This window comes from Methanobrevibacter wolinii SH (assembly GCF_000621965.1).
In the GTDB taxonomy this organism is placed as follows: domain Archaea; phylum Methanobacteriota; class Methanobacteria; order Methanobacteriales; family Methanobacteriaceae; genus Methanarmilla; species Methanarmilla wolinii.
Genome location: NZ_KK211376.1, coordinates 115051 through 128546, shown reverse-complemented (window position 1 = coordinate 128546; position 13496 = coordinate 115051). Strand labels below are relative to the sequence as shown.

General features: G+C 23.3%; 10 protein-coding genes. 6 read left to right on the top strand and 4 right to left on the bottom strand.

All coding sequences use genetic code 11. The features are described from left to right. Positions 1–167: 167 nt before the first annotated feature. The 5 genes from T523_RS05625 to T523_RS05605 all read left to right on the top strand — a co-directional run bounded on the left by T523_RS05625 (position 168) and on the right by T523_RS05605 (position 6984). Positions 168–977 carry an isopentenyl phosphate kinase gene (locus T523_RS05625; RefSeq protein ID WP_042707947.1) on the top strand — a complete coding sequence of 270 codons (810 nt, stop codon included), beginning with the start codon at positions 168–170 and terminating at the stop codon, positions 975–977. Between the two features lie 654 nt (positions 978–1631). After that, entirely contained in the window at positions 1632–2693 is a 1062-nt protein-coding gene (gene fni / locus T523_RS05620) for a type 2 isopentenyl-diphosphate Delta-isomerase (RefSeq protein ID WP_042707946.1), read from the top strand. Next, positions 2683–4032, top strand: a complete 1350-nt coding sequence (locus T523_RS05615; protein ID WP_042707945.1) for an RNase J family beta-CASP ribonuclease — start codon at positions 2683–2685, stop codon at positions 4030–4032. The genes fni and T523_RS05615 overlap by 11 nt, the downstream gene beginning before the upstream one ends. 297 nt (positions 4033–4329) lie before the next feature. Beyond that, positions 4330–5325: a short chain isoprenyl diphosphate synthase IdsA gene (gene idsA, locus T523_RS05610; protein ID WP_042707944.1), complete on the top strand. Its 996-nt coding sequence runs from the start codon at positions 4330–4332 to the stop codon at positions 5323–5325. A 480-nt stretch (positions 5326–5805) separates the two neighbouring features. Then, positions 5806–6984 (top strand): tetratricopeptide repeat protein, encoded by a 1179-nt coding sequence (locus tag T523_RS05605; protein WP_042707943.1) that lies wholly within the window; start codon positions 5806–5808, stop codon positions 6982–6984. A gap of 108 nt (positions 6985–7092) precedes the next feature. Here the strand turns inward: T523_RS05605 and T523_RS05600 are convergent, their stop codons facing one another. Continuing rightward, the gene (locus T523_RS05600; protein WP_042707942.1) at positions 7093–7923 is read right to left on the bottom strand and encodes a class I SAM-dependent methyltransferase; all 831 of its coding nucleotides are present in this window, start codon (positions 7921–7923) and stop codon (positions 7093–7095) included. A gap of 461 nt (positions 7924–8384) precedes the next feature. On the opposite strand from T523_RS05600, the gene T523_RS05595 reads away from it, so the two are divergent. Continuing rightward, positions 8385–10058 carry a glutamate--tRNA ligase gene (locus T523_RS05595; RefSeq protein WP_042707941.1) on the top strand — a complete coding sequence of 558 codons (1674 nt, stop codon included), beginning with the start codon at positions 8385–8387 and terminating at the stop codon, positions 10056–10058. A gap of 318 nt (positions 10059–10376) precedes the next feature. On the opposite strand, the gene T523_RS05590 is transcribed toward T523_RS05595, so the two are convergent. The 3 genes from T523_RS05590 to T523_RS09175 form a co-directional block, all read right to left on the bottom strand. After that, the gene (locus tag T523_RS05590; RefSeq protein ID WP_198016033.1) at positions 10377–10700 is read right to left on the bottom strand and encodes a YnfA family protein; all 324 of its coding nucleotides are present in this window, start codon (positions 10698–10700) and stop codon (positions 10377–10379) included. 51 nt (positions 10701–10751) lie between these two features. Continuing rightward, on the bottom strand, positions 10752–11708 hold the full coding sequence (locus tag T523_RS05585; RefSeq protein WP_084486446.1) for an SLAC1 family transporter: 957 nt from the start codon (positions 11706–11708) through the stop codon (positions 10752–10754). An 812-nt stretch (positions 11709–12520) separates the two neighbouring features. Further along, positions 12521–13496, bottom strand: a 976-nt coding sequence (locus T523_RS09175) for a hypothetical protein (RefSeq protein WP_198016032.1), incomplete at its 5' end; no start/stop codon positions are given.

Genomic DNA, 13496 nt, shown 5'->3' with positions numbered 1-13496 from the left:
AAAAAATTTATCATATAATAAAAAATCAGTAAATAATTCTAAATCTAAACAAAAAAGTAATAAATCTCAAAGTTCTGATGGTATTAAAATTGAAGATAATAAGGTAGTCTTCAAGAAAAAAGCTTTTAAAACAATTAATAATAAAATTGATTATTCCAGGTGATTATGTGATAATTCTTAAAATTGGTGGAAGTATAATTACTGATAAAAATTCAATAGAACCTAAAGTAAATTATGATAATTTAGATAGAATATCTAGTGAGATTGCTAATGCTTTTAATAATAAAAGTTTAGATATTGCTGATGGATTAATTATTGTTCATGGTGCTGGATCTTTTGGTCATCCACCTGCTAAAAAATATAAAATTGGAGAACCTTTTAATAAAGAAGAATATCCATTAAAAAGAAAAGGATTTTCTGAAATTGTTCTTTCAATGAAAAAATTAGATTTATATGTATGTGAATCTTTATTAAAACATGGTATTCCAGCTATTCCTATACAAACATCTGCAGTTATTAAGGCATCTAATAAAAGAATAAATAACTTTGATTTAGAAATGATTAAAAATTATTTAAATGAAGGATATGTTCCAGTATTATATGGTGATATTGTTCTTGATGATAAACTTAATATGTCTATTCTTTCTGGAGATCAAATAATTGAATATATTGCAAGTTTTTTAAATCCGGATAGAGTTGTTTTAGGTACTGATGTAGATGGAGTTTATAATAAAAACCCTAAAATTCACAAAGATGCTAAATTAATTGAAAAACTTAGTTCTTTAGATGATATTACTCAAATGGAATCTACTACTAATGTAGATGTTACTGGTGGTATGATTGGTAAGGTTAAAGAACTTTTAACTCTTGCAGATAATGGTGTTGATTCAGAAATTATTAATGCAAATAAACCTGAGATAATTTCTAAATCTTTACAAAGTAAAATAGTTAAAGGAACTAAAATTTCTAAAAAATAATTTAATTTTTTTTGCTTTTATCTATTTTTAAAAAATTTTAGATTTTATGGGATTATATATTTTTAATTTTTTAGTTTTTATCTATTTTTAAAAAATTTTAGATTTTATAAAATTATATATAAAATAGTCATTAGCATTAAATATGATAAAAAATATAATTATAGTAGTTATAATTTTTATATTACTTTTTTACTTAATTTAATAAAAAATTATCAATTTTTAATTTTTGATAATTAATATTGAAATTTATTTAATTTCATAAATTAAGTTTAATTTAATTATAAAATGATTTAAGGGATTTTTAGTTAAAATAATTAAATTTTAACTTATGGAAACAGATTTTAATAATATATTATAGGTAGTGTTATTTAAGGAAAATTTATTTTTAAAATATGTGGAGGAAGTTTTAGATATCTTATTTATTAAATTAAGTTGAAAGTAAATTATAACCTTTTCATGTTTATATAAGGATTAATATTTAATTAAAATCTATTGTAAAAACTTTCTATTTTAAATTTTAATTTAATTAGATTTTTTTTAATGAATTATTGTTTTATATTCTATTTTTAACAATTATAGTTTTTAATAATATTAACACCCTTATTTATTTGATTAATAATAATTTTAACCAATATGCTATTTTAGAGGAAAATAATGATTCAGGATAGAAAATTACAACATCTTTTAATTTGTAGGGATTATGATGTTAATTATAAAAGGACTACAGGATTTGAGGATATTGAATTAATTCATAGAGCCCTTCCAGAAGTAGATATGGCAAATATTGATATTTCTACTACTGCTTTTGGTAAAAAATTAGATTCACCTTTATTTATTTCTGCTATAACTGGAGGTCATCCAAAATCTGAAGAAATTAATAAAGAATTGGCTATTGCAGCTGAAGAAATGAATATTGCTTTAGGACTTGGTAGTCAAAGAGCTGCTGTTGAAAATCCTGAACTTAATTCTACTTATACTGTAGCAAGAAAATATGCTCCTAATGCATTACTTTTAGGTAATATTGGTGCTCCTCAAATGAAGTATGCTGAAAAAGCAGTTGAAATGTTTGATGCAGATATTCTAGCTATTCATTTAAATCCTCTTCAAGAAGCTATTCAACCTAAAGGGGATGTTGATGCTACTGGATATATGGAATCTATTTCTGAGATATCTGATTTAGTTGATGTACCTGTTTTAGTTAAAGAAACTGGTGCAGGTATATCTGCTAATGATGCTATTAAACTTCAAAAAGCAGGTGTTGATTTTATTGATATTCAAGGTTCTGGAGGAACTAGTTGGGCTGCTGTTGAAACTTATCGTAATGAAGATAAATATCTTGGTGAAGAATTTTGGGATTGGGGAATTCCTACTGCAGTAAGTACTGTAGAAGTTTGTTCTTCTGTAAACATTCCAGTTATTTCTTCTGGAGGTATACGTTCTGGTTTGGAAGCAGCAAAAGCTATTGCTCTTGGAGCAGATGCTGTTGGTATGGCTTTACCTTTCTTAAAAAGAGCATTTATTGGGCACAAAAGTATTATTGATTATGTTAATAAGTTTAATGAATCTTTAAAATTAGCTATGTTTTTAGTTGGTGCACAAAATATTGAAGAACTTAAAAATGTGGATATTGTAATTAAAGGAGATACTAATACATGGCTTAATGAAAGGGGATTTAACACTAAACGATTTAGTAGGAGGACAAAATTTGACTGTTGAAATAATAGCAATTGGCGGTTATGAAGAAGTTGGTAAAAACATGACTGCTGTAAAAGTTAATGAAGATGTTATTATTTTTGATATGGGAATCCATTTAGATAGGATTAACATACATGAAGATACTGATATTGACAGAATGCATAGTTTAGATTTAATTGAAAGAGGAGTAATTCCTGATGATACCTTAATGAAAGAGGTAGATGGTAAAGTAAAAGCTATTGTATTTTCTCATGGACATCTTGATCACATTGGTGCTGTTGCAAAATTAGCACATAGATATGATGCACCTCTTATAGGTACTCCATATACTATGGCTCTTGTTAAAAAACAAATTAAAGGAGAACGTAAATTTAAAGTAAATAATCCAATAAGAATTTTAAATCCAGGTAGTAAATTAAAATTATCTAAGGATATTACTTTAGAATTTGTTCAAACAACACACAGTATTCCACAGGCAGTAACACCTGTATTACATACTCCTGATGGAATAATTGTTTATGCTCTTGATTTTAAATTTGATAATCATCAAAAAGTATCTCCACCACCTGATTATGAAAGATTTAAACAATTAGGTAAAAAAGGAGTACTTGCACTTATTGTTGAAACAACAAATGCAGCTAATTATGATCAAGTAAAAACATATTCTGAAAGAGTACCTCGTATTGTTTTAGAAGATTTAATGCGTGAACCTTTAAAAGAAAATAAAGGTATGATTGTAACTACTTTCTCTTCACATATTGAAAGGATTCAAACTATTGCAGATATTGCTAAAAAAAGTGATAGGGAAATTTTATTCCTTGGAAGATCTATGGAAAGATTTTTAGGAATTGCAGAAAAATTAGGAATATTAAAATTACCTAAAAATGCTTCTGTACATGGTTCACCAAAAGCTGTTAATAGAGCTTTAATGAAAGCAAATAAAAATCGTTCTAAATATTTACTTGTTACTACTGGTCATCAAGGAGAACCTGATGCTTTACTTCCAAGGATTGCAAGTGGTAAAACACCATTTACTGTTAAAAAAGGAGATAATATTATTATTTCAGCTCCTATTATTCCAAATCCAACTAATGCTGCAAATAGACATATTATGGAAGCAAAACTTAAAGCATCTGGTGCAAGAATCTATGCTAATGCACATGTATCTGGACATGCTGGAAGAGAAGATCATAGGGAATTCTTAAGAATGCTTAAACCTAGTCATATTATTCCAGCTCACGGTGATCTTAATATGTTAGTTGCATATGGTCAACTTGCAGAAGAAGAAGGATATAGAATAGGTAGTAATGTTCATATATTAAGAAATGCACAAGCTCAAGTTTTCAATGATTTTGATTAAATTTCTTAATTAAAATCATTCTTTTTTCATGAAATTAATTAAAAATTGAATTTATTTTAGCTCTTTTTATTAAATTTAAGTATATTAATAGTTAATTATTAATACTAAAGAATGGAAAATATATATTAATTATTTATAAACTTTATTAATTTTAGATTTTTTAAAGTAATTTCTATTGATTTATTAAAATATTTAATTTAAAAAATTTTTAATAAGATTTTAAAGTAATTTTATTTGTTTATTAAAATATTTAATTTAAAAAATATAGGAAAAGTTTTTATTAACTGGAGGCAATTTATGTCAGAAGTAACAGATATTCTAAAAGATTATTCTATTGATGTTAAAAAGGTAATTGAGAATCATTTATCTACTATTGATCCTAAAGAATTACAAGAATCATCTATATATTTAACAAAAGCAGGTGGAAAAATGTTAAGACCTGCATTAACTCTTTTAACTACTCAAGCAGTTGGAGGTTCTAAAGAACAAGCACTTAAAACTGCTGCTGCATTTGAACTTATTCACACTTTCTCTTTAATACATGATGATATTATGGATGATGATGATATGAGGAGAGGTAAACCATCAGTACATACTGTATGGGGTGAACCATTAGCTATTTTAGCAGGAGATACCTTATTCTCAAAAGCATTTGAACTTGTTATCTCTTCTAAAGAAGATAATGTACATCCAGAACGTGTTGCTAATGCTTTAAGTGTTGTAGCAGACGCATGTGTAAAAATTTGTGAAGGTCAAGCTTCTGATATGGGATTTGAAGGTAACTTTGATGTTAATGAAGATGAATATTTAAATATGATTTTCAAAAAAACAGGAGCTCTTATTGCTGGAGCATGTGAAGCAGGAGCTATTTTAGGTGGAGCAAATCAAGAAATTATTGATGCAATGTATGAATATGGTAAAGCTATAGGTTTAGCATTCCAAATTCAAGATGACTACCTTGATGTAATTAGTGATGAAGAAGATTTAGGTAAACCTGTTGGTAGTGATATTGCTGAAGGAAAAATGACTTTAATGGTTGTTAAAGCATTAAATGAAGCTAATGATGAAGATAAACAAACACTTATTAAAATCTTAGAAGATCAAAATTCACCTATAGAAGATGTAAATAAAGCTATTGATTTATTTAATAAATATGGTTCAATTAAATATGCTCACGATCTTGCTTTAGAAAATGTTAATAAAGCAAAAGAAATACTTAATATTTTACCTGATTCTTCAAGTAAAAATGCTCTTAGTATGTTAGCAGACTTTGTAATTGAAAGAAAATCTTAGTTTTAATTGATTTTTTCTATATTTTTTAATTAAATTTTTTATATTTTTTTTGGCTTTGTTGAATTCCTCAAAATTTTTAGAATAGACTTTCTTAAAATTGATTTTCCAGTATTAATTACTGTTTAAATTTTTATAAAAAATAGGATTTCAACAGACCTTATTTTTTTATTAAAAGACTACTTTTTTAATTTTTATATTGGGTTTTGTTGAAATTTCCTTAATTTTTAGAATTAACTTTTTTTAAATTATTAAATTTTGTTTAAATTCATATAAAAACAGAATTTCAATAGATATTATTTTTTTAAATAAACTAAACTTTATTTTATATTAAATAGGTTTTTAGTAAAACTATTTTTTTTTAGTTTTAATTTTTATTTTATATTAAATAGGTTTTTTTATAGTTTTTACTTTTCAAATGCTGTCTATAGTTTAATATATTTTAAAAATGGAATTTTATATTATTAACATTTAGTTGATATTATGGGAATTGAAATAGAAAATACTAAAGAAGAATTATTTAAAAAAGGAAAATTTGCATATAAAAGAAAACAATATGAAAAAGCATTATCTTTTTTTAATGAATCATTAATATGTGATGAAAATTTTTCAAAAGCACTTCTTGGAAAAGCTAAGTCACTTTATAAATTAGGTAGACTAAGTGAATCTTCAATAATTTATGATGAATTATTTAACTCTAATTGCTTAGATTCTTATATTTGGTTAAGAATTGGTAATTTTTATTTTTATGTTTTAAATAATAATTTAAAAGCATTAAAATCATATAATAATGGAATTAAATTTGATAAAGATTTATCCGTTTTATGGCTTAATAAAGGTAAAGTATTAACTTCTATGAATATGTATGAAGAAGCATTAAATTCATTTATAAAAGCATCTAAACTAGATAATTCTAATTATAAAATATATAATAATATTGCTAATTCTTATAGATTATTAAATTTTATGGATAATGCATTAAATGCTTTTAATAAATCTTTATCTATTAAAACCAATCTTTATGCATTATTAAATAAAGCAATTATTTTAAATTATATTGGACGATTTAATGAAGCATTAAATAGTATTAATAATGCTTTAAATATTAAAATTAGGTATGATTTATTGTATTATAAGGCTTTAATTCTTTATAATATGGAAAAATATGAAGATTCTCTTAATATTATAAATCAATCTTTAGATATTTGTGATTATAATGATTCTTGGGAACTTAAAACTAAGTTATCTTATATTCTTGGAGATTTTAAAAATACATTAAAAGCATCAAATCATGTTTTAATTTCTAATCCATTAAATATTGAAATATGGTTTTATAAGATTAATTCTTTAATCTATTTAAATAAGCTTGAAGAAGCTTTAAATTCTTGTAATGAAGTTTTAAAATATGATTTTAGTGAATATTTTATTTATAAAAAAGCAAGTATTTTATTAGAACTTAATCGTTTTGAAGAATCTATTAAAATTTGTGATATCTTCCTTTCTATGGATTATAATAATTCAGATTTTTTATTATTAAAGTCTAAAATTTTTTATAGATTAAGTGATTTAGATAATGCAATAAAAACTATAAATAAATTACTTAATTTTAATCCTCTTTTAGAAGAGGCAATTGAATTTAGGGAGTTTTTAAATAATTTTTAATTTTCTATTTTCTTTTTAAAATTTAGGTTTTGTTGAAAGACTTATTTTATTTAATAGAATAACTAATTTCTTAAATATATAAATGATTTCAACAAAACTTAAGTAGTATTATTTTTTCCACCAAATCAAAATCCAGTCTGCTTTATCTTTTTTATTATATAATTTTCCTGTTTTTGGATCTTTTTTTAGTACTTTATTAAGATATATTTTTAATTCTTCTATTTCTTCATCATTTAATAAATCTACTCTAAATTTACCATTGTCCATTGCATCTTCAATAGTATCATATTCTCTATATGATTCTATATCCATTCTTTCTACATTAGCATAAATTCCCATATTATATAATATATTAATTAAGTAAGTATATGCTGGAAAATCTTTAGGATCATTTCCAATGTATTCTTGGAATTCTCGCTCTAGTTTCCAGTTTTCTGGTCCAAATAATGTTATAAAAACATATTTATTAGCTATTTTATTAATTTCTTTTAATGTTTCTTTAATTGGTATTATACTGTTTAATGATCTTGATGCAACTACTACATCATAATTTCCAATATCTTTATATCTAATTTCTTCAATTGGTTTAAGAATAGTATTTACATTATTTATATTTTCTTTATTGGATTTTTCATTAAGTATTTTAAGCATGTTTTCTGCAGAATCTATTCCTGTAACACTTTTTACTTTTTTAGCTATTGGTATTGTAATAGTTCCTTCTCCACAACCAATATCTAAAACTGTATCGTTTTTACTTAAAATATCTAGTTTTTTAAGAAGTGCAGTTTTATAATCATCTCTTAAATTACTTTTATGAAAATGAGGTGCAGCTTTATTCCAATCTTTTTTACGGTCTTTTTTTCTTTCTAATTGTTTACCCCAAAAATATTCCCAATCAATGTCTTCTGGACTTTTAATATAATGTTTATCTTTATTCATTTTCTTCCCTTCTATTTTTAATTATTAATATTTTTATTAAATCTTATAAATTAATTTGATTATTTTATTATATTTTTGGCCTTCTTGAAATTTACTAATTTTTAGGATATGTTTTTTGATTTTATTTTTTTTACGTATTAATAATGTTTAAATTATTATAAATAATTTTAATTTTAATTTTTAGGTATTAATACTGTTTAAATTATTATAAAAAGTTTTTAACAGGTTTTATTTTTTATTTATTGTTTTAAGATAATGTTTTTTAATTTTTTGTTTAAGATATTTTTAAAAATTAAATATTTATATATTTAGTAGATTAAAAATAATATTGTATTTTTATAAATATTTTTATTAAAATTTTATAAACTGATTTTATTTTAAATAAATATCTTCTTATTAGCTATTTTTAAAGTGGCGTATTTATTTAAAAATTATTATTTTTAATTATTTAATGTGATATAATGGATGAATTAGAAAATATTGTATATAAACATGCTTTGTTAAATGCTACAAAACATAAAGGTAGTGCTAGTCCTAAAGCAGTTATGGGTTCTATAATGTCTCAAGAAGCAGAACTTAGATCACGTGCTAAAGAAATTGGTCCTTTAAGTGCTAAAATTGTAGCAAAAGTTAATGATTTATCTGAAGAAGAACAACATAAAGAAATGGAAAGATTAGGTGTTGTTGTTAAAGAGAAAAAACAAGTTAAACGTGAAGGTTTAGAAGAATTACTGGGTTCTCATGAAAATGTTGTAATGCGTTTTGCACCTAACCCTAGTGGACCTTTACATATTGGACATGCAAGAGCAGCAGTTCCTAATGGTGCTTATGTTAAAAAATATGGTGGAAAATTTATTTTAAGAATTGAAGATACTGACCCTAAAAGAGTATATCCTCCTGCTTATGATATGATTCAAGAAGATCTTAAATGGTTAGGTATTGAACCTGATGAGGTATACTATCAATCTGATAGATTTGAAATATATTATAAATATGCTGAAGAATTAATTAAACGTGGAAAAGCATATATGTGTACTTGTGATGGTAAAGAATTTAAAAAACTTAAAGATAATTGTGAACCTTGTCCCCATAGGAATAATTCTGTTGAAGAAAACCTTAAATTATGGAAAGATTTCCCTAATATGGAAGCAGGTTCTGCAGTATTAAGAGTTAAAACTGATATTAATCATAAAAATCCAGCTATACGTGATTGGGTTGCATTCCGTCTTGTTGATGAAGAACATCCTAGACTTGGTAATAAATACAGAGTATATCCTATGATGAATTTTTCAGTATCTGTTGATGATCATTTAATGGGCATGACTCATGTTTTAAGAGGAAAAGATCATATGGCAAATAGTGAAAAACAAAAATATTTATATGATCACATGGGTTGGGAAACTCCTGAGTTTATTCATTATGGTAGACTTAAAATGGAAGATGTTGCATTAAGTACATCTAAAGCTAAAGAAGGAATTGAATCAGGTAAATATTCTTCATGGTCTGATCCAAGACTTGGAACTTTAAGAGCTATTAGAAGAAGAGGTATTCAAGCTAAAGCTATTTGGAATTTAATGGTTGAAATTGGAGTAAAAATGTCTGATTCAGCAGTAAGTTGGAAAAAAATATATGGTTTAAATAGAAAACTTATTGAAGATAAAGCAAATAGGTATTTCTTTGTTGGTAATCCTGTAAAAGTAGATATTAAAGATTGTCCTAAAGAATATAAAGAAATTAAATTAGAAAAAGAATTACATCCTGATTTTCCAGATAGAGGAAATAGAATATTAAATTTTGAAGGTTCTGTATATATTTCTAAAGATGATTTTAAAGAGGGGATTGTACGTTTAATGGATTTAATTAATGTTGATATTAAAGATGGAGAAGTTATATTCCACAGTGAATCTTTTGAGGATGCTAAAGCAGAAAAAGCTAAAATCATTCAATTTGTACCAAGTCAAGAAGCTATTAAATCTAAAGTTATTATGGATGATGCTTCAGTTATTGAAGGATTTTGTGAAAAAGATTGTGAAAACCTTAAAGTTGGAGATATTGTCCAATTAGAAAGAGTTGGTTTTGCACGTCTTGATGAAATTAAAGATGATGAATTAATTTTTTATTATGCACATAAATAATTAATTTATTATTTATTGAATCTTTTTGAAAAATTATTTACTTAAAGCTTTAATTTATTAGATTTTATTAATTTTAAAATTTAGATAAATTTTATCTTAAATTATTAAATTTCAATAAATTATTTTTTTTTTTAAATTTATAATTTTTAATTTTTTTATTTTCTATTTTTTTTATAGCTATTTTGAATCTTTGAAATCTTAGTTTTTTATAATAATTTAACAGTATTAATATTTTGAAATTAAATTTAATGTTTTATTTTAAAAAATTAAAATGATTTTAATAAAACTAATTTTATTTTAATTTTAACTTGCTCTTGGTCAGTACATTATAATGAATACTCCTATTAATGCAATACACATCCCAATTATATCAAATTGGTCTGGTTGTACATTATCTATTTTCCAACCCCATAAAACTGAAAGTGCAATAAATATTCCACCATATGCAGCATAAACTCTTCCGAAATTTGCAGGTTGAAATGTTGGAATAATTCCATATAATATAAGTAAAATAGCTCCTAATATTGCAAAGCTAAAACTTTTTCCCTCCCTAATCCAAGACCATATAAGATATCCACCACCTATTTCAAAGAATCCTGCTATTATGAAAAAGATTAAAGATTTTATGGTGTCTATTAACATGTTTAACCTCTTATTTTTAATAATTCTTGATTTAATATTAATATTTTTTTATTAATTCTTTTTTATTTTTATAAATCCATTAATTTTATTTGTAAAAACAAATTCTCCAAATTTATATAATTCTATTATAATAATACTTATTGCAGCTATTAATTGAAATATTGCAAAGTAATATAATGGCATAATATTTATATTAATACTTAATAAATAATTATAAAACATTTTTCCAGCTGTTGCATTAATAGCTAATGTAAACGTATATGCAGCATGATTTGGTAACCAATTAAAATCTAAATAATACCTTATTATTTTATATATTATATAAACATACCAACAAGTTGTAAATAAATAGATAGGTACTACAATCCAAAAATTAATATTTTGAACAACTGTTAAATACCCAACTAAAACAATAATAGGTGCAGCGAGTATTGCAATTATTGGTTTAATTGGATCAGGTATAGGAATTTTAATATATCTATACATAAGAATTATATATAAAATAATCATAGATATTATTCCCATAATTATAAAAAAATGGCCTATTGTATTTTCTAAACCATAATAAGGAGATGTTATACTTATCATTGAAACTCCTACATATGAAATTAAAATACTACTATAAATATCTTTAAGTTTTAGTTTAGGTAATATCCAAAATGTAAAATATATTGTTAAAATTAATTGTATTATTATTGCAAATAACCATAATCCAAGTGAAATTTTTGGTATAAACTTTTCAATATATGTACTAAACATCATAAGACCCATGGGAAATGTTCCAAGCATTCCAATTGCTATTGGATTTTTTAGTTTTATTTTAAGCCTTTCTGGATATTTGATAAATTTACTTATAGAATGTGAAATTAAGATAAGTCCAATTATTCCACATATTATTAAAACTAGTGGTGAATATTGTTTTAGAAGATTACCTAATGAAAACACTCCTAAAGCTAATCCAAATGAAGGGATGGATATTAAGATTGCATTTTCTTTATTATAATTCATATTTCATATCTCTTTTGTTTTTATAAGAAATTAATAATATTAATTGATAATTTGTTTAATATTAATTTTTGGTATATGAATAGAAACTTATTTAATTTAGATTCTTTGATTTTTAAATTTATTTTTTTATTTTTTAGAGCTTAATTTTATAGTATTTTATAATTTTATTAGTTTATTTTTTTTTATTTTTTAGAGCTTAATTTTATAGTATTTTATAATTTTATTAGTTTATTTTCTTATTTTTTTATTCATGTTGAAATCCTTCTAATTTTCTAAAAAACTTTTTTAAATTTAAATTTCAGCTATATATACCATTTATATTATTATAAAAAACAGTCTTTTAATAGATTTAATTTTATTAAATGAATTTTTAATTTATCTTTAAATTTTTCTTATTATTTTACTTTATGTAATAATCTATTAGAATAGTAGTTAATTATTTTATTTTATTATATTTATTCATAATTTTAATATAATTATATGTTCTATTTTCATACTTTATTTTTTATCTATAAATACATATAAACTCTAACTTTTATGATTTTTCTTAATTTTAATTTTTTAATCGATTTATTATTAAAATATAAAATATTTTTTTAACTTTTAAAAAAATGGATTCTAAAGATATAACAATTTTTTTAGATTTAAAAATAGAAATGCTTTAAAATAATTAATTTTTAAGTAAATTAATTTTAAAATATTTTAAATTAGAAAAAGTTAGTAAATATTTATTTATATATAATTGATTTAATTTTAATATTTTTTTAGAAAAAGAAAGTTGAATGAATTTTATTTAATAAAATTCATCGTGTTTAAAATACTTTGGTAATTTTATCTGCTTTAATCCAGATTTTTTTACCTCTATAAGTAACATTAATATTATCTCCATTTACACTATGGATAGAACTACCATATTTCTCACCATGATGTTGGTAAATAATACTCATACCTCTTTTTAGTGTGTGGTTTACACCTTGTATATTAACAACTGATTCACCATCATCTTTGTTAACTGGTGTTTTATTTGTAGTTTTTTCTTTTTTAGGTTCAACTTTATGTCCTTGGTATTCTTTATGGAATCTTTCTGATGGTTTCATTTTTTTGTTACTTACTGGTTTTACTTTTGGTTTATTACCTACAGTAATTTTCATGTCATCAGTTTTAGATGCAACATATTTGTTTTTTTCATTTTGGTTAAGTTCATCATTAAATTCTTCTTCTAAATTATCAAAGTATGAAATTTCTTCAGGAGTTAATTCTGTAGTATCACTATTTATATTATTGAAAACATCATTAGTATCATAATTGTTGTTTAAGCTTTCTTCATATTGTCTAATTTCTTCTGGATCATGTAATGGTGTAATTGCTACGAATTCATCATTATCATCATAATAATCTTCTTCTGTAGAATTATCATTTAAGATTTCTTCAAGAACTGCATCGTTTGTATAACTGTTAAGATTATCTCTTAATTCTGGATTAATCTCATCTTCTTCTTTATCTTTATCATGACTTAAGAATGTTGATTTTATTGAGTTAAATGTTCCTTTAACACTTTTAAGTGGAGCATCTATAAATTCTTTAGCTTTTTCTGGTTCATTATAATCATCAATAGTTACATTATTTGTTTCTGTTTGTGAAGCTTTTCTAGTTTCATTAATAATATTTTGATGTTGAGCTTCAATAGGTTCTTGTGAAATATGTGCTTCAGTTGATTTAGTTTTAAGTTCAAATGGTTTTTCTTCGTTTGTTGTTTTTATTTCTGTTGGTTCTGGTTTTTCTTCTTTT